Origin of the sequence: Enterococcus sp. DIV0800, from assembly GCF_050559735.1 — a bacterium.
Lineage (GTDB): Bacteria > Bacillota > Bacilli > Lactobacillales > Enterococcaceae > Enterococcus_A > Enterococcus_A devriesei.
In genome coordinates this window covers 1,439,235-1,462,746 of sequence record NZ_CP187898.1, presented here as the reverse complement: position 1 = coordinate 1,462,746, position 23,512 = coordinate 1,439,235, and the positions used below count along the sequence as shown (strand labels likewise).

Below are 23,512 nucleotides of genomic sequence, written 5' to 3'. Positions count from 1 at the left end.
GGCGACTAAAAAAAGTTAAAGGCGACGATAATGCCACCGCCGATGGCTCCTGCAATAAATAAAGCCTCCGTACCACGAGCCACGCCGCTGATCAAATGTCCTTCCATAATATCGCGAAAGGCGTTCGTAATGGCTAGTCCCGGTACCAACGGCATGATGGAGCCGATAATCAAGCTGTTAACATCACGCGCGAAAGCCGTTTTAACCGCGAGTAATGATAAGACGCCGATGACAAAAGCGGCGAGAAAATCATTTAGAAAACTCATTTGGAGCTTCTTACCAACAAAGGTGTGAACCGCAAAGCCGGTAATCCCGATAAAGAATGTTGGGATAAAATCGTACCAAGTCCCATTTAAAATGATCATTAAAGTGCTGCTGACGACACCGGCAGCAATAATTTTCCATAAGTAAGGAAAGTCCGGAGTCTGGTTATCTACTTCGTTTAAATAAAGGTAAAAATCCGGCAGTGAGAGTTCGCCTTCCGCAAATTGGCGGGAACCTTGATTGACGGCGGTCACTTTTTCCAAATTGATCGATTGACGAGTGATTTGAATCACCTGGCTATTTTGTTCAGAAGGGAAGCCGACGACTAAGCCGGTGGCGGTGACATAGGTTTGGATATCATCTAGTCCCGCGTTGATAGCGATTCGTTTCATAGTGTCTTCCACCCGATAGACCTCGGAGCCTGACTCCATCATGATTTTTCCGGCTTTTAAGCAGGTGTTTAAGACTAATTGTGAATAATTTTGTTGCTCCATAAAGATTCCCCCTCTGCGTTCCTATACTATAGTAGTGAAAATAAAGAAAATAGACAAGAAAAAGAATAAGGATTGTCACTGACTACGAGAAAAAGTATAATAAAGTAACAAGATATTTTTTTATCCAGCGAGTCTTATTATTTTTAAAGAAACAAAAATGAATCAAAAGCATAACGACACTTTTATTTTTTAATTATAGAAACAGAAAATTATCAAATTAATAAAAACGGTTCCACCCCTTATGTAAGAAAAAACTTCATTCTAAGACGTTCTATTTTAAAAAAATATCACTAAATTTAGATAACATGTTACATAAGGGTTGCAAAACTAATCAATTTTTGATTAAAATAAAATGACAACAAAAATAATAACATTCTGGGAGGAATAGAAATGAGAAGAAAAGTTTATACCAAAGACCAGATTTTAAAGGCTGCCTATGAAGTTGTTGAAAATGAAGGGTTCTCTGGATTTACAGCACGGAACATCGCCAAAAAAATGGGGATCAGCACGCAACCGATCTATTTAGAATTTAAAAATATGAGTGACCTTAAAAATACTTTGTTAGATGAAATCTGTAATCACCTGTATTACGATATTTTCCCAGAAGTTCGGACTGGCGATTCAATCATCGATCTAGGCTTAAGCTATGTTTATTTTGCCAAGGAACAAAGCAATCTCTACAATGCCTTGTATGTACAAGAATACGGTGGCGGGAAAAAAATGCACGACTTTTCATACAATTACTTCCACCAATTGATTATGGAACATCCGAAATACAGCAAGCTATCTGAAAAGAAAATCAATGCACTGCATGTTGGGACATGGATCGCCGTGACCGGAATCGCAACGTTGATGTCTTCTGGTATCATTTCACCAAGTCAAGATGAAATTGTTCATCTGATTAACCGGACAATCAATAATATCTTGCAAGAAGAAGATACTTCTGTCTTAGACGCATTATAAATCTTGACAAATTGAAGCAAAGAGGTAAGATGGATGATGCGGAAGGTTGGCAGAGTGGTAATGCACCGGACTCGAAATCCGGCGAGCCGCAGTAATGTGGTGCACGGGTTCAAATCCCGTACCTTCCTTTTATCTTATCGTTATTGGGCTGGAACACGGAGGCAGTTGCTTTTCCGTATCCCAGCTCTTTTTCTGATATAATGAAGAGAATGAATGATTCATTATGCCGCAATGAAATTAAGGAGTGAAGATAAATGGAAGAAACAGTTTTCTTTAATTTAGGCAATGCTCTGGCCTCGAAACGTGATCCTAAAGAGTTGATTAAAGAGGCCCAAATCGTGAAAGACAACCGCGATCCATTGGGAAAGCTCGTGATCGTTGAAGATGAAAAAAATGAAACGCATATTTTATTTGAGCTAGATGACCAACTGTCAGCGTCAGATCAGGGAGAAGCGTTTAAAGTAAAGCAGATCATCGAGTAAATGGACTAAGAAAAGCGTTGCTTCGAAAGAAATGTCTCAAGCATTCCTTTCGAAGCGACGCTTTTTATAATTGGAAAAGACGTATGATTCGACTGTTAGACGCTTTTTTTATAAGCTGAAAGAAAAAAGATTCGAGGCTGATCGTATGATTAAATTAACCGTTGAGATTACAAAGACGAGTACCAAAATAAAAACTGAAGCAGGGGCAGCGTTGATTTTTTATCAAGAGTTGAAGAAATTACCAGCAATGACTTCTGATCAGTTATTGATTTATGTTACAGGTCGAGAACCTAAAGCAATCGATTATAATCACGAGTGGGATAAGTCGGCTATTCAGGAGGCAGATCAAGTGATTGCCATCACGATTCCGTGGGATATTGAAGGAATCGAGCTGGCCCAAGTGATGCTGCAAGCTTGGCAGGACAATCAATTAACGGTGAAAAGTCTAGTTGACACAGCTAAAATCGCCACCAATCATTTTCCGACGTTAACCAATACTCAAACGGAATTGTTTGCGATTTTTGCGACCTTTGGCATCGTCAACGAAAAACAAAAGAAGAAACCAATGAAAGCCCAACATCGCTGGAATAAAAAGGTCAGTGAGATTCCTTTTTATATTGATTACAGTGATTCAAAAGGAGAGGTAATTTGGCAAAAACGCAATGAGATGTTGCTGAAGGCAGGAGCCAAGTTAAAAATGGAGATGCCTTTGAATAAAGATGGTTCGATCGGCTTTAGTGCTCGACTGACTGAAAAGCTAAGAGCAGATCACAGTGACAAAATAGCCAATGGTGTGACGACTGAGGATATTATTTTAAAAAGTGTCAATGAAGTTGGAATCTTTCTTTATTTTGCCGGTACAAATGGCTGGTTAATCTTAAAGGATCAGAATGGCAAAACGATTGATGAGTATACCGTAGTTAAATAAATCGGAGATAAATAAAAACGCAGTGCTTCTACAAAAAGCACTGCGTTTTTTGCGATTATAAATCAAGATATTTTGTTAAATAATCAGCCATGCCGTCCTCGCTGTTAGGCAGTTCAGTAATATCATTAGCAACGGACTTCAGTTGATCAGTCCCGTTTGCCATAGCGACGCCCCAACCAGCAAATTTCAACATTTCCACATCGTTGTGTTCATCACCAAAGGCGATAATGTCTTCTTGCTTGTGATGGACGCTTTCTAAGACTCGTTTCAAACCGTGGGCTTTTTGGATGCCTTTAGCTACAACTTCTAAAATAGGCTTAGGTCCGCCCCAAGTATTGACTTCAACCTCGTGACCGAATTGCTGCTTCAATTCTTCAGAAACACTACCGACATTTTCCGGTTGGCTCCTTAGTAGAACAGAAGTTGGATTGGTTTGAAGTGTGTTCACCGTTAATAAATTGTCATTCGTAGCGAAATCACTAGCAAAAAAGTGCTGATCGAAAAAGTTTAGGTCATCAATAAAGAAAGTTTCGCGATTTTCCGCTGCGATGAAATCCAGCTTTAAATTTTTCTTTTCCGCTAATAAATCAAACACAATACTGCGATTAAAGGAAATTTCTTGTTCTCCTGCCCATTTTTGTTCTGGAAGATGAACCAAAGCGCCGTTGAAATTGATCATCGGTGTGGTTAGCTGTAGTTCTTGATAAAAGTTCTTGCTCATACGGTAGGGTCTGCCGGTGGCGATCACCACAGAGTGTCCATCTTCAATCGCACGATGCAATGTTTTAGCGGTTTTTTCAGTTATTACAGAATCTTGATTTAGCGTCGTCCCGTCCAAATCAATAGCGATCAATTTTTTCATGAAATCTCCTACCTCATTAAAATATTTATATGCAACGCCTACTTCATCAGGAGTTGACCCCAAATTAGGTTTCCAACTACTATTAAATTAGACGAAGATTCTTAGGTTCAACTTGTTTTAGTCTAGCATATCCATTAAAAAACGCAACAACAGCGCTTAAAAATAATGAAATTATTAAATATATTTCTGATTGGTTAAGCCAACGAAAACGTTTTTATTAAATTCTCTGGTATAGTAGAGATAGGTAAATGGAAGAAAGTGGGTTTTGAAGCAATGAAAATCAATTGGCGTAGAAACTTATTTGTTTCGTGGATTGGTTGTTTTTTTACTGGCGCAAGCTTTAGTTTAGTTATGCCGTTCTTGCCTGTTTACATTGAACAGTTGGGGACGCCAGAATCACAAGTTGAATTATTTTCCGGCTTGGCGATTTCGGTGACTGCTTTTGCCGCGGCGATCGTTTCACCTTTATGGGGAAGCTTGGCTGATCGAAAAGGTAGAAGATTGATGATGATTCGAGCTGCAGCTGGAATGACCGTGACAATGGGATCGCTGGCTTTCGTCCCAAATGTTTATTGGCTGTTAATTATGCGGTTTATGACCGGTGTCCTATCAGGCTATATTCCTAATGCAACGGCGATGATCGCTTCGCAAGCACCAAAACAAAAAAGCGGCTGGGCTTTAGGGACACTCTCAACGGGTGCGGTAGCAGGGAGTTTGATCGGTCCGTCAATCGGTGGACTGCTGGCTCAATGGTTTGGGTTAGAAAATGTATTTATTATTACTGGAATTATTTTGTTGATCTGTACTGTGTTGACTATTTTTATGGTCAAAGAAGATTTTACACCTATCGAAAAGCAAGATGTTGTTAGTATGGGGGAACTGCGCAAACGAATCGATCACATGCCAATCTTGATTGGTTTGTTTATTAGTACCTTGATTTTACAGTTAGGCGCGACTAGTATCAGTCCAATCTTGACATTGTATGTGCGACAGCTAAGCGGCCCTAGTAGTAATACCTTGTTAGTCAGCGGATTCATCGTTTCAGCGGCTGGGGTGTCGGCGATCTTGTCTTCGCCAACGTTGGGGAAAGTCGGCGATCGAATCGGTAATCATAAAGTTTTATTGGCGGGACTAGTCTTATCTCTTTTATGTTTTATTCCGATGGCTTTTGTCAAAACACCGTTTCAATTAGGTGTGCTGCGCTTTTTCCTAGGTTTTTCAACGGGGGCTTTGATGCCGTCGATCAATACATTGATTGGTAAAATCAGTCCTCCAGAAGGCGTTAGTAGAATCTACAGCTACAATCAAATGTTTAACAACTTTGGTCAGGTGATTGGTCCAATGCTAGGATCGACGGTGGCACACACGATGGGCTATCCCTCTGTTTTTATCGTGACCAGTGTCTGCGTTTTCGGAAATATCATTTTGAGTACCTTTAATTTCCGTAAGTTATTAGTGACGAAAACAAAAATATAATTCAAAGAGAACTTGGTTAAAACTTTTGGCAAATTATAGTTTGCAATCTGAAAAGGAAGGAGAAGGGAAATGAAACGATTGGTGATTTTTGATTTGATCATGGCAATACTTGGAGCCGTCGGCGCTGGAGCAGCGTTGATTCCTGGTGGAGCTGCCAGTATGGGAGTGAGCACCGATATGTTGGTTCATGCTCCCTTTAAGACCTTTTTAGTTCCCGGGATTTTTTTACTGGCCGTGATTTTTGGTGGAAATCTAATTAGTGGAATTTTACTTGGGAAAGGGCTTGGAATAGGCGCCTACTCGTCTGCTTTCATGGGTTTTATTACCGGAGTATGGATTATCATCCAGTGGCTATTGATGGCGGCTATTTTTCCAATTCAGATAATTTTTATGATTATTAGTCTTATTCAATTAACATTAGCGCTCTGGTTGATTCGTAAATATAAACTACCCGTACCTTTTTCTGCTTATCAGCATTAAGCTATAAGCATTGAAATTGTGTTAGCTGAAATCTTTATGATACTAGCAGTTTGAAATAAACAAAAAACCAGTTACAATAAAGTAACTGGTTTTGTTTATGCTTCAGTTTTTTTGGGTGAAACAAAACGTGCGGTAATAATCGCGATAACACCAACAACTAACGAAATAATCGTAGATAGTTCGAAGTTATAAGTCCCGCTTTGCAAGGCACCACCTAAATAACAAACGGCTTGTCCAATTGCGAAAGCCCAAAATAATGTAACTAGATATTTCATCAAGAGCACCTCTTTTCGCAGTAATATCTAGGTTCAGTTTAGCATTTTTTTTGAAAATGTAAAGAAAAGTCCTGCAACAAAAATGAATTTTCATTTGTAGGAACAGCGACACTTTTTGGCGTGAAATTTACTATTAACGATTTTTGAAATTCGTGTTACATAGATATGCAGTCAGATTTATTTAAAAATATCACTACGAACTAGGAGGATCTCATGGGAATCCCACAACTATATACAAAAACTTCCTATTCATTATTAAACAGTACGCTGACAATCAAGGAATACGTCGAGGCCGCCAAAAAACGTGGCTACTCGGCGATCGCTATTACCGATGAGAATGTCTTGTACGGCGCGGTAGAATTTTTCCAAGCCTGTAAAGCGCAAGAAATACTTGGAATCATTGGCTTAGAATTGGATTTTGCTTTGGCTGAAGAAACAGCGAAGTTACTGTTTTATGCAAAGGATGTCGCAGGTTATCAGGAGCTGATGCGCTTGTCTAGTGAACGCATGATGGCGGAAAAACCATTGCTGCTCTCAGACTATCAGCTTCAGACAGAAAATTTAGTCGTCGTTTTGCCGGTAGATGGCTTAGAAGATCACCGAGATGCTGCCATCGCGGAAGTGTTAAAGGAAACGCCGAAAGAATTTTATTTAGGAATTTCGCCAAACAGTGATACGTCTGATTTGACGACGCAATTACCGAGAATCGCGATCCAACAAGTGGCTTACTTGGAAGCAGATCAGGCTTTTTCCATTAAGGTGATGCAGCATATCCAAAATGGCACGCAGCTGCCAAAAGATGAATTAAGTAATCTGCTGGGAGAAAACTACCTATTAGATAGTCAAGTGTTGGCAGCAAGTTTCCAAAATGAAACGGAGGCTGTCAAGAATGCCGAAGCAATAATTGAGAAGTGTCAGTTTGAACTGCCGCTACATCAAAAACTATTGCCTCATTATCCCGTACCAACCAAGCAAACGGCCAACGAGTATTTACAGGAGCTATGCTGGGAAAAATTACCGCAGCGGATCGAATCAGTTACAGAAATTTATCGTCAACGCCTGACACGAGAGTTAGCGATTATTCATAGCATGGGCTTTGATGACTATTTCTTAATTGTTTGGGATGTCATGGATTATGTTCATCGCAGCAAAATTGCTTCTGGGGCAGGTCGTGGGTCGGCTGCCGGTTCGCTGGTAGCCTATGTTCTGAGTATCACCGACGTTGATCCAATCAAATACGATCTTTTATTTGAACGTTTCTTGAATCCAGAACGCAATAGCATGCCCGATATCGATCTGGATATTCCTGATAATCGCCGTAATCAAGTATTGCATTATGTCCATGAAAAATACGGTCATTTCCATGTGTCGCAAATTGCGACTTTTGGAACAATGGCGGCCAAAATGGTCTTGCGAGATGTCGGCCGAGTGTTTGGCCTTTCTCAAAGTGAAGCCAATCAATGGTCAAAGGCCATACCTAGTCAATTGAAAATTACGTTGAAGGAAGCCTATGAAAAGTCGGAGCCCTTGAAACGCCTAGTGGCTCATGATAAGCGAAGCAATTTATTGTTTCAAACCGCTTTGACGCTGGAAGGGTTGCCCCGACACGTTTCCACCCATGCTGGCGGTGTGGTGATCAGCGATGTGAATTTAATGCAAGTTGTGCCATTACAAAATGGTTCGGAGGACATTTTACTGACTCAGTTCACCATGACGGATGTAGAAGCGATCGGCTTATTGAAAATGGACTTTCTTGGTTTGCGGAATCTTTCCATCATTGATACAGCCTTACAGAATGTTCGCCGCATTTATCATGAGGAACTGGATCTTAAAAAAATTCCTTTAGATGATGCAGAGACTTTGGCGTTATTTCAGCGGGGTGAGACAAGCGGCGTGTTCCAATTCGAATCTGCAGGTATCCGAAATGTGTTGCGCAAATTACATCCTACCGACTTTGAAGACATCGTAGCGGTTAATGCGCTGTATCGACCTGGTCCAATGCAGATCATTGACCAATTTATTGCTCGTAAAAATGGAAAGGAGCCCGTTGCTTTTCCGGACTCGTCAGTGAAGCCAATCTTAGCACCAACCTATGGCTTTATCGTCTATCAAGAACAAATCATGCAAGTTGCTGCTCAGATGGCCGGCTTTAGTTTAGGACAAGCCGATATTTTGCGCCGGGCGGTGAGCAAAAAGAAAAAAGATTTATTAGACGAAGAGCGTCGACATTTTGTTGATGGGGCTGTTCAACGAGGGCATAGTCAGAAAAGCGCCGAAGAAGTCTATGACTATATTGAACGTTTCGCGAATTACGGCTTCAACCGTTCTCATTCGGTGGCCTATAGTTTTGTCGGCTATCAAATGGCCTACTTGAAAGTTCATTATCCTGGGGCCTTTTATACAGCATTGATGCAATCGGTGCGGAATGATCCGAAAAAATTGCGGGAATATATCGCGGAAGCCAATCGAGCCGGGGTAAAATTATTAGCGCCGGATGTTAACCGCAGTCAGTACAGCTTTACCTTAGTCGAAAAAGAGTTGATTCGCTTTGGTTTAGATGCCATTAAAGGAATTCGGCGGGACTTTGTCAGCAACATTCTGACGGCTCGCAAAGAAAATGGTCCCTTTAAGTCCTTAGATCAGTTTTTGTTAAACGTTGAAAAACGTTGGTTGAAAAATGAGTACATTGCACCATTGATTTTGATTGGTGCTTTTGATGAACTGCATCCCAATCGCCGACAGCTAATCGAAGAATTAGAAGGGAAGATCCAGAACGTGCAATATAGCGGTGGCAGCATGTCTCTGTTAGACGTGATGAGCTTAAAGGAACGGCCGTTAGCGGATTATTCTTTAGCTGAGCGTTTGAACTATGAGGAACAATATCTAGGGCTGTATGTCTCAGGCCATCCTACGGAGAATTTCCCTAAGTTGCTTAAACAAAAGGACTTGCGTGCTATCACGGAGTTATCTGTCGGTAGCCGTAGCAAGATTCTTTTCTATTTAAAGGATATACGCGAGATTCGCACCAAAAAGGGTGAGCAGATGGCCTTCTTGACTGGAAATGATCAAAGTGGCGAGATTTCTTTGACAATCTTCCCACAGACCTATCGTCGAATCCGCAATGCGCTGGAGTTAGAAAAGGTTTATTTAGTCGCTGGAAAGGTCGAACGTAGTCGTTATGATCAAGCTCTTCAGTTGTTAGTGGAAGAATTGGAATTAGCAGAGACTGCTGAAGAAAATATCAGTGACCAAACATTGTTTTTGCGTGTGCCAGCAGAGAAAGATGACCAAGCAATTCAACAAGCGATTGCCGATAAACTCCAAACTTCTCCAGGAAAAGTACCGGTGATTATCTATTATGAAAAAAATCGCAAAAAGATTGTGTTGGATAAAAAGTTCTGGGTGGGGATTAATGACACCCTGTTAAATGCTTTACGTGACATATTAGGGGAACAAAACATCGTAATAAGATGATTTCTTGTAACTTTCAAAAACTTTTTGCAAAAACTCGGCTTTTCACGTGGACATCCCAAGACTTTTGGGATGTTTTTTGGTAGAATGTACCATGAATTAAACGATGTACGTTTTTCGAGAAATATTTATGAGGTGAGAAAATGAAACGCATTGGAATTTTAACAAGTGGAGGAGACGCTCCAGGAATGAACGCTGCTGTTCGTGCCGTTGTGCGTAAAGCAATTTTCGAAGGCATGGAAGTTTACGGAATCAATTACGGTTTTGCTGGATTGGTTGCTGGAGACATCCGTCGTCTAGACGTTGCTGATGTTGGAGATAAGATCCAACGCGGCGGGACTTTCTTATATTCTGCTCGTTATCCTGAATTTGCTACTGAAGAAGGGCAATTAAAAGGGATCGAACAATTGAAAAAATTCGGTATTGAAGGCTTAGTGGTTATCGGTGGCGATGGTTCTTACCATGGTGCGATGGCTTTAACAAAACACGGTTATCCAGCTGTTGGTATCCCAGGAACGATCGATAATGATATTCCCGGAACTGATTTCACGGTTGGTTTTGATACAGCAATCAACACCGTATTAGAATCAGTTGACCGTATCCGTGATACTGCAACTTCACACGTTCGTACATTCGTCATCGAAGTAATGGGACGTAACGCAGGCGATATTGCTTTGTGGTCAGGTGTTGCTGGCGGAGCAGACGAAATCGTGATCCCTGAACATGATTTCGATATGGAAAAAATCGCGAAGAAAATTCAAGCAGGCCGTGATCGCGGGAAGAAACATTGCTTGATTATCTTGGCTGAAGGCGTTATGGGCGGAAATGAATTCGCTGATAAACTAGCAGAATACGGCGACTTCCATACACGTGTCAGTGTGTTAGGTCACGTTGTTCGTGGTGGTTCTCCAAGCGCTCGCGACCGTGTATTAGCAAGTAAATTTGGTTCATACGCTGTTGATTTATTATTAGAAGGTAAAGGCGGATTGTGTATCGGAATCGAAAACAATGACGTCGTTGCTGCTGACATCATCGACACATTAGAAAACAATAAACACAAGCCTGATTTATCGTTGTATGAATTAAACAACCAAATCTCATTTTAATCTCGTTAATAATAGTGCAGACTATATATTATAAACAATCAAGAATGGAGCGTATTACGTAATGAAAAAAACGAAGATCGTTAGTACATTAGGACCAGCAAGTAACACAGTTGAAACAATTTCTCAATTAATCGAAGCTGGTGCCAACGTGTTCCGTTTCAACTTTTCACACGGAGATCACGAAGAACAATTGTCACGTATGCAAATGGTTCGTGATGCAGTCGAAAAAACAGGTAAAGATGTTGGTATCTTATTAGATACTAAAGGTGCTGAAATCCGTACAACTGTTCAAGACACAACAGAAGCAGACTACGGTCGTGCTGGTTATATCGAATTTAACGTTGGCGACGAAACACGCATCTCAATGGACTCTGAATTAAAAGGAACGAAAGAAAAAATTGCTGTGACTTACCCAGGTTTATTCGACGATGCACATATCGGCGGACACATTTTATTCGATGATGGTCTGATCGACATGGAAATCGTAGACAAAGACGAAGCTAACCGCGAATTAATTATGCTAGTTAAAAATGCTGGTATGCTAGGTTCTCGTAAAGGTGTGAACGCTCCTGGAATCTCAATCAACTTGCCAGGGATCACTGAAAAAGATGCAGATGATATCCGTTTTGGTTTAGACAATGACATCAACTTTATCGCTGCAAGTTTTGTTCGTAAAGCACAAGACGTTCTTGATATTCGTGAAATCCTTGAAGAAAAAAATATGACACACGTTCATATCTTCCCTAAAATCGAATCACAAGAAGGAATCGATAATATCGACGAAATCATCAAAGTTTCTGACGGTATCATGATTGCTCGTGGAGATATGGGTGTTGAAATCGCACCTGAATTAGTACCAATGGTTCAAAAACGTATCATTAAAAAATGTAACTACGCTGGTAAACCAGTAATCACTGCAACTCAAATGTTAGAATCAATGCAAGAAAACCCACGTCCAACACGTGCGGAAGCTTCTGACGTTGCCAATGCTGTATTTGACGGAACAGATGCAACGATGCTTTCTGGTGAATCTGCAAACGGTAAATACCCAGTTGAAGCTGTTGGTACAATGGCTCGCATCGATATGGAAGCTGAATCTGCTTTATCAGAATTAGGTTCATTCCAAATCAACGAATTCGACAAATCAAACGTAACTGAAACAATTGGTTTATCTGTTGCTCGTGCTGCGAAAAACTTAGGTATTAAAACAATCGTTGCTGCGACTGAATCAGGTCACACAGCTCGTATGATCTCTAAATACCGTCCAGATGCTGATATCTTGGCTGTTACTTTTGACGAACGTACAAAACGTAGCTTGATGGTTAACTGGGGTGTTTATCCAACAGTTGCTGAAAAACCAACAACAACTGATGAAATGTTCGACTTAGCTGCTCAACAAGCTGTAGATTTAGGTTTCGCTTCAGAAGGCGATTTAATCTTAATCACTGCTGGTGTACCAGTTGGCGAACGTGGAACAACTAACGTAATGAAAGTTCAAATGATCGGTTCTAAATTATTAGAAGCGCAAGGCGTTGGTGAATCAACAGTCGTTGCTCATGCAGTCGTTGCTAAATCTGCTGAAGAAGCAATTAAAAAAGCAAAAGATGGTATGGTTTTAGTTGTTCCTACAACTGATAAAGAATATATGCCAGCAATCGAAAAAGCAGCAGCTTTGATCGTTGAAGATGGCGGCTTAACTTCACACGCTGCAGTCGTTGGTATTGCTCAAGATATCCCTGTAGTCGTAGGTGCTAAAGAAGCAACTTCAACTGTTGTTGACGGTGAATTAGTCACTGTTGACCCTCGTCGTGGTATTGTATACCGTGGACAAACAACAGCGATCTAATAACCTTTAGATCAGCGTTTTAAAAAAGAAATGCGGGGGACTGCGACAATTTGTCACAGTCTCCTTTTGCGAGTTTTTCTAATCACGCTTTAGCGTGATTAGGAAAATCGGATGCGAAACGTTTATTTGGATAGTCTGTCGCTGACGATACGCATAAATTTTGATAAAATTTATATCTCCTAATTATTTGAGTTGGCTAAGATTATGGGTAAATCAAATTTGTCTGAAATGAGTATTTTCGAAAAAGGACAACTGGTTTTGTTCGGACATCTAGCGTTCTAAGCTAAATTTTTCAACAATTAGCAAAAATGTATATAAATCTGATGAACGATTTCTATCTATTTTCGTCTTATTGCTTAAAATCTAGGTGAGTTGGAAAACCTTTAAGGGTGTCAAGAAAATTTCATTGACAAAGATTTTTTACACCTGTATAATAGCGATTGTTGCTTAGAGGTGATGAATAATGAAATGGTCGATTGGCGAATTACGCCGCTACAAAGAAGAAGCACTAAATTTTTCAGAAACGATCGATGTAAGTGAAACATTAACAGCGCGAGATAACGAAATCTTGGCGGTAGCTCCGGTTACTGTGGAGGGTCTCTTGTCTGTTGGAAAAAATGAATACATTTTACATTATCAATTGAAAACAATTGTAACTGTTCCTTCAGCACGTTCCTTGGAACCAGTTGACTTACCGCTTGATTTATCGGTGGATGAGGTATTCATGACACGGGAGCAATGGTCTTCATTGGAAGATGAGCGAGACGAAGAGATCCTTGTCATAGACAATGATACGATCGACTTGACGGACTCCATCGAAGACAACATTTTACTGGCGATTCCGCTACAAGTTTTTTCTGAGGAAGAAAAGCAAGCGACCGACCTTCCAAAAGGTAACGATTGGGAAGTTGTTAGCGAAGAAGAGTATTTCCAGAAAAAGGAATCTGCTGAAACAATTGATCCTCGTCTTGCGAAGTTATCGGAATTATTCAATGAGGAAGATGATCAGTAAGATTGGAATAAATGTATCATTAATGATACTTCATTTTATAAGGAGGTGTAACACCCAATGGCAGTACCAGCTAGAAAAACATCAAAAGCTAAAAAGAACAAACGTCGTACTCACTACAAATTAACCATCAAAGGTTTGAACGAATGTCCAAACTGTGGCGAAATGAAGAAGAGCCATCACGTATGTGCCAACTGTGGCTACTATGATGGAAAAGATGTTATGTCTAAAGAAGCATAAGCACTTTTTAATAGAGAAGCCAAAACCTCAAGACTAACCATGGAGTCTTGGGGTTTTTTTCTTAGAGTTAACACAATTCATTTTCCATTCTTACTTTGTTAGGATATAATGAGAAACGTATTGAATGCTAACAAAACGATTTTACTGCGTGTTCAACGGATGGTAGAAACGTTAAACATGGAAAGAATCTATCTTATTTTTCTAAAGAAAAATAAGTGTTTAACACGAATTAGGAGGATAATTATGTCAAAACAACAATTTGGTGTCGTAGGTATGGCAGTAATGGGCAAGAATCTAGCCTTGAATATTGAAAGCCGCGGGTATTCTGTTGCCTTGTACAATCGGACAGGCTCAAAAACGGAGGAGGTTGTTGCAGAACATCCTGATCGCAAGTTGAAAGCTACTTTTTCGATTGAAGAATTTGTTGATTCGATTGAGAAACCTCGTCGAATTTTATTGATGGTCAAAGCGGGGCCTGCTACGGATGCAACAATCCAATCATTATTACCTCATTTAGATAAAGGCGATATCTTGATTGACGGAGGAAATACGTTCTTTAAAGATACGATTCGCCGCAATGAAGAATTAGCCAACTCAGGAATCAACTTCATCGGTACTGGTGTTTCCGGTGGTGAAAAAGGTGCGTTAGAAGGTCCTTCAATGATGCCTGGTGGTCAAAAAGAAGCGTATGATTTAGTTGCGCCGATCTTTGAGCAAATCGCTGCCAAAGCTGAAGATGGTGAACCATGCGTTACTTATATCGGTGCCAATGGTGCGGGCCATTATGTAAAAATGGTTCATAATGGTATTGAGTATGGCGACATGCAATTGATCGCCGAATCGTATGATTTGATGCAGCAATTATTAGGACTATCAGTTGATGAAATGGCGGATGTCTTTTCCGAATGGAACAAAGGCGAATTAGACAGCTATTTGATCGAGATCACAGCGGATATTTTGACACGTAAAGATGATGAAGGAACGGATCAACCAATCGTTGACGTGATTAAGGATGCAGCTGGTAATAAAGGTACTGGTAAATGGACTTCACAAAGTGCCTTAGACCTTGGTGTGCCACTACCGTTGATTACTGAATCAGTTTTTGCTCGTTTTATTTCTGCATATAAAGATGAACGGGTTGCCGCTAGCAAAGTCTTGCCAAAACCAGCTCCTTATAAATACGAAGGCGACAAACAAGAATTGATCGAAAAAATCCGTGAAGCATTATACTTCAGCAAAATCATGAGCTATGCGCAAGGATTTGCGCAATTACGCAGTGCTTCAAAAGAATACGGATGGGACCTGCCATTTGGCGATATCGCGAAAATCTGGCGTGCCGGTTGCATTATTCGTGCTCGCTTTTTACAAAAAATTACCGATGCTTACGAAAAGGATGCAGACTTGGCGAACTTGATGCTAGATGAATATTTCCAAGAAATTACCGCGAAGTATCAACAAGCTGTCCGTGATGTTGTAGCGATTGCTGTTCAAGCAGGTGTTCCAGTTCCAACCTTCTCATCAGCGATTACTTATTATGATTCTTATCGAGCTGAACGTTTACCAGCAAACCTAATCCAAGCGCAACGTGATTACTTTGGTGCTCATACTTATGAACGGACCGATAAAGAGGGGATTTATCATTACAGCTGGTATCACGAAGAATAAAAAAACAGCTGATTTAAAATCCCATGTTAAACTGGCTATAGCTTTTTAGTATGAATACCACTATAATGGTAAAGGTTTAATGAAACTTAACTTGGAAAGGAACTAAAAAAATGAGTAATATTCTGATCATTGAAGACGAAAAAAATCTAGCTCGTTTTGTCGAGCTGGAATTAAAGCACGAAGGTTACGAAACAGAAGTGCATTATAATGGCAGAACTGGCCTTGAAGCTGCATTGGAAAGTGACTGGGATGCAATTTTACTTGATCTAATGTTGCCTGAATTAAATGGTCTTGAAGTTTGCCGTCGCGTCCGTCAGGTGAAAAATACGCCAATTATTATGATGACAGCTCGTGATTCAGTTATTGACCGCGTTTCAGGTTTGGATCATGGGGCAGACGACTATATCGTCAAACCTTTCGCAATCGAAGAATTATTAGCACGCTTACGCGCATTACTTCGCCGTATCGATATCGAAGGCGATAAAAATGTTGCTAAACAAACCACGATTACGTACCGCGATTTAACGATCGAGAAAGAAAATCGAGTGGTTCGCCGTGGCAATGAAATTATCGAATTAACGAAACGTGAATACGAGTTGCTGTTAACACTAATGGAAAACGTCAATGTGGTTCTTGCCCGTGATGTTTTATTAAATAAGGTTTGGGGCTATGAAACAGAAGTCGAAACCAATGTGGTAGACGTATATATTCGTTACTTGCGTAATAAAATTGATGTACCCGGTGAAGATAGCTATATCCAAACAGTGCGTGGTACTGGTTACGTTATGCGCTCATGAGAAAATTTATCAAGAATCAAAGAGAACTGAAAGGGCCCTCACTTACCATCAAGTGGGCCTTTACAAGTTCTTTCTTTATATTTGTGGTGTTTACTATTTTCGCGGTGATTACTTACAAGTCCTCCGTGAATCTGATTGTAACGAAGGAACGAAACAACGTCGAACGGACCATTACAGCGGTGACCTCACGGCTAGCCGATGCGGATGAAGAGCTGACGCTCGTAAGTACGTATCGAACATTGACGGAATCTACTGCGCAAGACAACTCTTTATATGATCAAAACATGACCTTAGAAGGCAATATGATGCGCATCGACGATTTCATCTCAGAGCTAGGTCAACGACAACTATCGCTAGACATCTATAATCTAGACAAAAAATTGATTTTCAAAACACAGGAAGAGTATCAACCATTAGTTCAGACAAAGCATAAAAGTCCTACTATTGTGACAGTGGATGAAAAAAATGGTTTCCTGTCAGTTGAACCAATCTATTCTAAAAAAACCGGTGAGAAAATCGGCTATGCCCAGATTTTTTATGAGCTTTCAGATTTTTATGAGATGCGGAGCAAATTACTATTAACGTTGATCATTTTGGAAATCTTCTCGTTGTTGTTAAGTAGTTTCTTTGGTTTCTTATTGTCTTCCTATTTCTTGAAGCCGGTAAAAATTCTCCGCGATACCATGGAAATTATCCGTCAAGATCCGCAAGCAGAAGTCCATGTTCCAGACATTACCACTAATGACGAGTTGGCGGACTTAGCGGTGATTTTTAATGATGTGATTGATCGGATACGAATGTATATTGAGCAACAAGAACAGTTTGTAGAGGATGTATCTCACGAACTAAGAACCCCAGTTGCTGTAATCGAAGGACATCTGAATATGCTGAACCGTTGGGGAAAAGATGATCCTGAGATCCTTGATGAGTCGATTCAAGCCAGTTTACAAGAGCTGGTTCGGATGAAGAGTCTCGTTCAAGAGATGCTAGATTTATCTAGAGCTGAGCAAGTAGATGTTTATTATGGCAATGAAACCTCAAAAGCCAAAGAAGTTACGTACCAAGTGTTTAATAATTTCAAACTACTTTATCCAGAATTTACCTTTACCTTAGATGATGATTTGGATAAAGAAAAGATTTTAAAAATTTATCGCAATCACTTAGAGCAAATTTTGATTATTATTTTAGATAATGCAGTGAAATATTCGACTGATCGTAAGGAAGTCCATATTTCTGTTTCTTCAACCTTCAATCGTTTTGAAATCGCGATTCAAGATTTTGGTGAAGGGATTCCCGATGAAGATATTGGTAAAGTGTTCAATCGTTTTTATCGAGTAGATAAGGCCCGTGCTAGAACAAAAGGCGGAAATGGCTTAGGATTGTCTATCGCTCATAAACTTTTAGAGAGCTATAAAGGAAATATTAGTGTCGAAAGCTCTGTTGGAAAGGGTACGATTTTTAGAATTTTTATTCCAATGCTAGAAGAAGAGACAACCGAGTAAAATTCGGTTGTTTTTTTATGCGAAAGTTCAAAGATGAAATTATTCTAGATAGCGTTATTTTTGTTTTAAAATCGAACGTTATTTTGGAGTTTTGCAAGAACGTTCGAAAAAGCAAAAAAGATTGAAAAAAGTTCAAAAAATAGTTGCAATGTAACTTGAAGATTGCTATATTATTATCTGTTCCCAAGAGAATAAAGCATCTTGAAAAAAGATTCAAAATAATAGTTGACGGATGTTTTTACTTGTGGTATTTTTATAAAGTCGCTGATGCGAGAAGTCATCCGAAAATGTTTTTTTATAAAAAGTTTTTGAGAGAAAGTTCTTGACATCGAGACAGTAACCTGTTAAGATATAAAAGTTGCTGAAACAAAGCGACAAACAACGTAGACCTTTGAAAACTGAACGAATAAAACAAACCAAATGTGTAGGGCGCTTCTTTTATAGAAGCAAACAACATAGCAAGCAATATGCTAGCAAGTCAATTATTACAATTGAGCTTAACAATCGCAAGATTGTTTCAAACACTTTTTATGAGAGTTTGATCCTGGCTCAGGACGAACGCTGGCGGCGTGCCTAATACATGCAAGTCGAACGCTTTTTCTTTCACCGGAGCTTGCTCCACCGAAAGAAAAAGAGTGGCGAACGGGTGAGTAACACGTGGGTAACCTGCCCATCAGAAGGGGATAACACTTGGAAACAGGTGCTAATACCGTATAACAAGTAAAACCGCATGGTTTTACTTTGAAAGGCGCTTTTGCGTCACTGATGGATGGACCCGCGGTGCATTAGCTAGTTGGTGAGGTAACGGCTCACCAAGGCAACGATGCATAGCCGACCTGAGAGGGTGATCGGCCACATTGGGACTGAGACACGGCCCAAACTCCTACGGGAGGCAGCAGTAGGGAATCTTCGGCAATGGACGAAAGTCTGACCGAGCAACGCCGCGTGAGTGAAGAAGGTTTTCGGATCGTAAAACTCTGTTGTTAGAGAAGAACAAGGATGAGAGTAAAAAGTTCATCCCTTGACGGTATCTAACCAGAAAGCCACGGCTAACTACGTGCCAGCAGCCGCGGTAATACGTAGGTGGCAAGCGTTGTCCGGATTTATTGGGCGTAAAGCGAGCGCAGGCGGTTTCTTAAGTCTGATGTGAAAGCCCCCGGCTCAACCGGGGAGGGTCATTGGAAACTGGGAAACTTGAGTGCAGAAGAGGAGAGTGGAATTCCATGTGTAGCGGTGAAATGCGTAGATATATGGAGGAACACCAGTGGCGAAGGCGGCTCTCTGGTCTGTAACTGACGCTGAGGCTCGAAAGCGTGGGGAGCAAACAGGATTAGATACCCTGGTAGTCCACGCCGTAAACGATGAGTGCTAAGTGTTGGAGGGTTTCCGCCCTTCAGTGCTGCAGCTAACGCATTAAGCACTCCGCCTGGGGAGTACGACCGCAAGGTTGAAACTCAAAGGAATTGACGGGGGCCCGCACAAGCGGTGGAGCATGTGGTTTAATTCGAAGCAACGCGAAGAACCTTACCAGGTCTTGACATCCTTTGACCACTCTAGAGATAGAGCTTCCCCTTCGGGGGCAAAGTGACAGGTGGTGCATGGTTGTCGTCAGCTCGTGTCGTGAGATGTTGGGTTAAGTCCCGCAACGAGCGCAACCCTTATTGTTAGTTGCCATCATTTAGTTGGGCACTCTAGCGAGACTGCCGGTGACAAACCGGAGGAAGGTGGGGATGACGTCAAATCATCATGCCCCTTATGACCTGGGCTACACACGTGCTACAATGGGAAGTACAACGAGTCGCGAAGTCGCGAGGCTAAGCTAATCTCTTAAAGCTTCTCTCAGTTCGGATTGTAGGCTGCAACTCGCCTACATGAAGCCGGAATCGCTAGTAATCGCGGATCAGCACGCCGCGGTGAATACGTTCCCGGGCCTTGTACACACCGCCCGTCACACCACGAGAGTTTGTAACACCCGAAGTCGGTGAGGTAACCTTTTGGAGCCAGCCGCCTAAGGTGGGATAGATGATTGGGGTGAAGTCGTAACAAGGTAGCCGTATCGGAAGGTGCGGCTGGATCACCTCCTTTCTAAGGAAATAGTTCATCTAAGATGAACGTTACGGAAACTACACAGGATTGCTTTTATTCGTTCAGTTTTGAGAGGTTTACTCTCAATTTAATACCCGGGGCCTTAGCTCAGCTGGGAGAGCGCCTGCTTTGCACGCAGGAGGTCAGCGGTTCGATCCCGCTAGGCTCCATTGATGACGTTGGTCATCATTCGTTCATTGAAAACTGGATACAGAAACACATTTTTTTAAACAAACCGAGAACACCGCGTTGAATGAGTTTTTTAATAAGTTCAATTGCTTATTTATTACTAAGGAACATGATCGCTCATGGGAATTAGTAAGACCCTTGACGAAAGTCAAGATAAGGTTAAGTGAATAAGGGCGCACGGTGGATGCCTTGGCACTAGGAGCCGATGAAGGACGGGACTAACACCGATATGCTTCGGGGAGCTGTAAGTAAGCTTTGATCCGGAGATTTCCGAATGGGGGAACCCAGCATCTTTTATAGGATGTTACTTTTCAGTGAATACATAGCTGATTAGAGGTAGACGCAGAGAACTGAAACATCTAAGTACCTGCAGGAAGAGAAAGAAAATTCGATTCCCTGAGTAGCGGCGAGCGAAACGGGAAAAGCCCAAACCAAGAGGCTTGCCTCTTGGGGTTGTAGGACTCCGATATGGTAGTCCAGTGAAATAGTCGAAGGACCTGGAAAGGTCTGCTAGAAAGGGTAAAAGCCCCGTAGACAAAATTTGACTGGCACCTAGGAGGATCCTGAGTACGGCGGAACACGAGGAATTCCGTCGGAATCCGGGAGGACCATCTCCCAAGGCTAAATACTCCCTAGTGACCGATAGTGAACCAGTACCGTGAGGGAAAGGTGAAAAGCACCCCGGAAGGGGAGTGAAATAGATCCTGAAACCGTGTGCCTACAACAAGTTAGAGCCCGTTAATGGGTGATAGCGTGCCTTTTGTAGAATGAACCGGCGAGTTACGATTACTTGCGAGGTTAAGTTGAAAAGACGGAGCCGTAGCGAAAGCGAGTCTGAATAGGGCGAATGAGTAAGTGGTCGTAGACCCGAAACCATGTGATCTACCCATGTCCAGGTTGAAGGTGCGGTAAAACGCACTGGAGGACCGAACCCACGTACGTTGAAAAGTGCGGGGATGAGGTGTGGGTAGCGGAGAAATTCCAAACGAACTTGGAGATAGCTGGTTCTCTCCGAAATAGCTTTAGGGCTAGCCTCAGAGTAAGAATGATGGAGGTAGAGCACTGTTTGGACTAGGGGCCCATCTCGGGTTACCGAATTCAGATAAACTCCGAATGCCATCCATTCATCTCTGGGAGTCAGACTGTGAGTGATAAGATCCATAGTCGAAAGGGAAACAGCCCAGACCACCAGCTAAGGTCCCAAAATAACTATTAAGTGGAAAAGGATGTGGGGTTGCACAGACAACTAGGATGTTGGCTCAGAAGCAGCCACCATTTAAAGAGTGCGTAATAGCTCACTAGTCGAGTGACCCTGCGCCGAAAATGTACCGGGGCTAAATAGTTTACCGAAGCTGTGGAACATACCAATAGGTATGTTGGTAGGAGAGCGTTCTAAGGGCGTTGAAGGTAGATCGTGAGGACTGCTGGAGCGCTTAGAAGTGAGAATGCCGGTATGAGTAGCGAAAGACAGGTGAGAATCCTGTCCACCGAATGACTAAGGTTTCCTGGGGAAGGCTCGTCCGCCCAGGGTTAGTCGGGACCTAAGCCGAGGCCGAAAGGCGTAGGCGATGGATAACAGGTTGATATTCCTGTACCCGTTGTTTTTGTTTGAGCAATGGAGGGACGCAGGAGGCTAAGGAATCAGACGATTGGAAATGTCTGTCCAAGCAATGAGTCTTGAGGCGAGTCAAATGCTTGCTTCTCTAAGGACAAGTTGTGATGGGGAGGGAAATAATAGTACCGAAGTTCCTGATGTCACACTGCCGAGAAAAGCTTCTAGTGAGAAAACAATGGCCCGTACCGCAAACCGACACAGGTAGTCGAGGAGAGAATCCTAAGGTGAGCGAGAGAACTCTCGTTAAGGAACTCGGCAAAATGACCCCGTAACTTCGGGAGAAGGGGTGCTGATCTAACGATCAGCCGCAGTGAATAGGCCCAAGCGACTGTTTATCAAAAACACAGGTCTCTGCAAAATCGAAAGATGACGTATAGGGGCTGACGCCTGCCCGGTGCTGGAAGGTTAAGAGGAGTGCTTAGCGTAAGCGAAGGTACGAATTGAAGCCCCAGTAAACGGCGGCCGTAACTATAACGGTCCTAAGGTAGCGAAATTCCTTGTCGGGTAAGTTCCGACCCGCACGAAAGGCGTAACGATTTGGGCACTGTCTCAACGAGAGACTCGGTGAAATTTTAGTACCTGTGAAGATGCAGGTTACCCGCGACAGGACGGAAAGACCCCATGGAGCTTTACTGCAGTTTGATATTGAGTGTTTGTACCACATGTACAGGATAGGTAGGAGCCGTAGAAGTCGGGACGCTAGTTTCGACAGAGGCGCTGGTGGGATACTACCCCTGTGTTATGACCACTCTAACCCGCACCACTAATCGTGGTGGGAGACAGTGTCAGATGGGCAGTTTGACTGGGGCGGTCGCCTCCTAAAGAGTAACGGAGGCGCCCAAAGGTTCCCTCAGAATGGTTGGAAATCATTCGCAGAGTGTAAAGGCACAAGGGAGCTTGACTGCGAGACCTACAAGTCGAGCAGGGACGAAAGTCGGGCTTAGTGATCCGGTGGTTCCGCATGGAAGGGCCATCGCTCAACGGATAAAAGCTACCCTGGGGATAACAGGCTTATCTCCCCCAAGAGTCCACATCGACGGGGAGGTTTGGCACCTCGATGTCGGCTCGTCGCATCCTGGGGCTGTAGTCGGTCCCAAGGGTTGGGCTGTTCGCCCATTAAAGCGGCACGCGAGCTGGGTTCAGAACGTCGTGAGACAGTTCGGTCCCTATCCGTCGCGGGCGTTGGAAATTTGAGAGGATCTGTCCTTAGTACGAGAGGACCGGGATGGACTTACCGCTGGTGTACCAGTTGTCTCGCCAGAGGCATCGCTGGGTAGCTATGTAGGGAAGGGATAAACGCTGAAAGCATCTAAGTGTGAAGCCCACCTCAAGATGAGATTTCCCATTTCTTTAAGAAAGTAAGATCCCTGAGAGATGATCAGGTAGATAGGTCAGGAGTGGAAGTGCAGTGATGTACGGAGCGGACTGATACTAATCGATCGAGGACTTAACCAAAAATTGATTCAAGGTTGTTTAAAAACGTTTCTGATCCAGTTTTGAGTGAACGAAGTTTACTCAAACAAATAGTGTGGTGGCGATAGCGGGAAGGATACACCTGTTCCCATGTCGAACACAGAAGTTAAGCTTCTTAGCGCCGATTGTAGTGAGGGGTTGCCCCTTGTGAGATTAGGACGTCGCCACGCGGTATTATTCCGGCATAGCTCAGTTGGTAGTAGCGCATGACTGTTAATCATGATGTCGTAGGTTCGAGTCCTACTGCCGGAGTTTCTCGAAAGAGAAAAAAGAGTATTGGGCCTTTGTGC

At 42.2% G+C, this 23,512-nt stretch carries 16 protein-coding genes, 3 tRNA genes and 3 rRNA genes; 19 read left to right on the top strand and 3 right to left on the bottom strand.

The annotated features are described in order from the left end of the window. Window positions 1-5: 5 nt before the first annotated feature. The gene (locus IGI54_RS07065; protein ID WP_216430760.1) at window positions 6-758 is read right to left on the bottom strand and encodes a threonine/serine exporter family protein; all 753 of its coding nucleotides are present in this window, start codon (window positions 756-758) and stop codon (window positions 6-8) included. A gap of 390 nt (window positions 759-1,148) precedes the next feature. On the opposite strand from IGI54_RS07065, the gene IGI54_RS07060 reads away from it, so the two are divergent. The 4 genes from IGI54_RS07060 to IGI54_RS07045 all read left to right on the top strand — a co-directional run bounded on the left by IGI54_RS07060 (window position 1,149) and on the right by IGI54_RS07045 (window position 3,131). Further along, the gene (locus tag IGI54_RS07060; protein ID WP_071862828.1) at window positions 1,149-1,721 is read left to right on the top strand and encodes a TetR/AcrR family transcriptional regulator; all 573 of its coding nucleotides are present in this window, start codon (window positions 1,149-1,151) and stop codon (window positions 1,719-1,721) included. Window positions 1,722-1,761: 40 nt separating this feature from the next. Next, window positions 1,762-1,849: transfer RNA gene (locus IGI54_RS07055), tRNA-Ser, on the top strand. Between the two features lie 126 nt (window positions 1,850-1,975). After that, window positions 1,976-2,203: a hypothetical protein gene (locus tag IGI54_RS07050; protein WP_071862827.1), complete on the top strand. Its 228-nt coding sequence runs from the start codon at window positions 1,976-1,978 to the stop codon at window positions 2,201-2,203. Between the two features lie 145 nt (window positions 2,204-2,348). Next, complete coding sequence (locus tag IGI54_RS07045; protein ID WP_430620273.1) at window positions 2,349-3,131, top strand: hypothetical protein; 783 nt, start codon at window positions 2,349-2,351, stop codon at window positions 3,129-3,131. A gap of 55 nt (window positions 3,132-3,186) precedes the next feature. Here IGI54_RS07045 and IGI54_RS07040 read toward each other — a convergent pair whose 3' ends face one another. Further along, window positions 3,187-3,993, bottom strand: a complete 807-nt coding sequence (locus IGI54_RS07040) for a Cof-type HAD-IIB family hydrolase (protein WP_430620272.1) — start codon at window positions 3,991-3,993, stop codon at window positions 3,187-3,189. Between the two features lie 273 nt (window positions 3,994-4,266). Between IGI54_RS07040 and IGI54_RS07035 the strand changes: the two genes are divergently transcribed. Beyond that, window positions 4,267-5,469 carry a multidrug efflux MFS transporter gene (locus tag IGI54_RS07035; protein ID WP_071862895.1) on the top strand — a complete coding sequence of 401 codons (1,203 nt, stop codon included), beginning with the start codon at window positions 4,267-4,269 and terminating at the stop codon, window positions 5,467-5,469. Between the two features lie 69 nt (window positions 5,470-5,538). Beyond that, window positions 5,539-5,949 carry a hypothetical protein gene (locus tag IGI54_RS07030; RefSeq protein WP_430620271.1) on the top strand — a complete coding sequence of 137 codons (411 nt, stop codon included), beginning with the start codon at window positions 5,539-5,541 and terminating at the stop codon, window positions 5,947-5,949. A 95-nt stretch (window positions 5,950-6,044) separates the two neighbouring features. Here the strand turns inward: IGI54_RS07030 and IGI54_RS07025 are convergent, their stop codons facing one another. Next, window positions 6,045-6,224: a YjzD family protein gene (locus tag IGI54_RS07025; protein ID WP_071862823.1), complete on the bottom strand. Its 180-nt coding sequence runs from the start codon at window positions 6,222-6,224 to the stop codon at window positions 6,045-6,047. Window positions 6,225-6,437: 213 nt separating this feature from the next. On the opposite strand from IGI54_RS07025, the gene IGI54_RS07020 reads away from it, so the two are divergent. The 13 genes from IGI54_RS07020 to IGI54_RS06960 all read left to right on the top strand — a co-directional run bounded on the left by IGI54_RS07020 (window position 6,438) and on the right by IGI54_RS06960 (window position 23,474). Next, window positions 6,438-9,698 (top strand): DNA polymerase III subunit alpha, encoded by a 3,261-nt coding sequence (locus IGI54_RS07020; RefSeq protein ID WP_430620270.1) that lies wholly within the window; start codon window positions 6,438-6,440, stop codon window positions 9,696-9,698. A gap of 140 nt (window positions 9,699-9,838) precedes the next feature. Beyond that, a complete protein-coding gene (pfkA, locus tag IGI54_RS07015) occupies window positions 9,839-10,801 on the top strand; it encodes a 6-phosphofructokinase (protein ID WP_071862821.1) in 963 nt (320 codons plus the stop codon). A gap of 61 nt (window positions 10,802-10,862) precedes the next feature. Then, a complete protein-coding gene (gene pyk, locus IGI54_RS07010) occupies window positions 10,863-12,647 on the top strand; it encodes a pyruvate kinase (protein WP_216430979.1) in 1,785 nt (594 codons plus the stop codon). A 463-nt stretch (window positions 12,648-13,110) separates the two neighbouring features. Then, window positions 13,111-13,659, top strand: a complete 549-nt coding sequence (locus IGI54_RS07005; RefSeq protein ID WP_071862819.1) for a YceD family protein — start codon at window positions 13,111-13,113, stop codon at window positions 13,657-13,659. Window positions 13,660-13,716: 57 nt separating this feature from the next. Next, the gene (gene rpmF / locus IGI54_RS07000) at window positions 13,717-13,896 is read left to right on the top strand and encodes a 50S ribosomal protein L32 (protein WP_010740070.1); all 180 of its coding nucleotides are present in this window, start codon (window positions 13,717-13,719) and stop codon (window positions 13,894-13,896) included. 243 nt (window positions 13,897-14,139) lie between these two features. Next, window positions 14,140-15,561 (top strand): NADP-dependent phosphogluconate dehydrogenase, encoded by a 1,422-nt coding sequence (gndA, locus tag IGI54_RS06995; RefSeq protein WP_430620269.1) that lies wholly within the window; start codon window positions 14,140-14,142, stop codon window positions 15,559-15,561. Window positions 15,562-15,671: 110 nt separating this feature from the next. Next, window positions 15,672-16,358 (top strand): response regulator transcription factor, encoded by a 687-nt coding sequence (locus IGI54_RS06990; RefSeq protein WP_071862817.1) that lies wholly within the window; start codon window positions 15,672-15,674, stop codon window positions 16,356-16,358. Further along, on the top strand, window positions 16,355-17,860 hold the full coding sequence (locus tag IGI54_RS06985) for a HAMP domain-containing sensor histidine kinase (RefSeq protein ID WP_071862816.1): 1,506 nt from the start codon (window positions 16,355-16,357) through the stop codon (window positions 17,858-17,860). The genes IGI54_RS06990 and IGI54_RS06985 overlap by 4 nt, the downstream gene beginning before the upstream one ends. Before the next feature lie 526 nt (window positions 17,861-18,386). After that, window positions 18,387-19,945, top strand: a 16S ribosomal RNA gene (locus IGI54_RS06980). A 97-nt stretch (window positions 19,946-20,042) separates the two neighbouring features. Further along, window positions 20,043-20,115: transfer RNA gene (locus tag IGI54_RS06975), tRNA-Ala, on the top strand. 176 nt (window positions 20,116-20,291) lie between these two features. Beyond that, a 23S ribosomal RNA gene (locus IGI54_RS06970) occupies window positions 20,292-23,204 on the top strand. A gap of 72 nt (window positions 23,205-23,276) precedes the next feature. Continuing rightward, window positions 23,277-23,392 (top strand): 5S ribosomal RNA (gene rrf, locus IGI54_RS06965). Together the 16S, 23S and 5S rRNA genes with 2 tRNA genes alongside form the textbook arrangement of a ribosomal RNA operon. 8 nt (window positions 23,393-23,400) lie before the next feature. Continuing rightward, window positions 23,401-23,474, top strand: a tRNA-Asn gene (locus tag IGI54_RS06960). The last annotated feature ends 38 nt before the right edge of the window (window positions 23,475-23,512 follow it).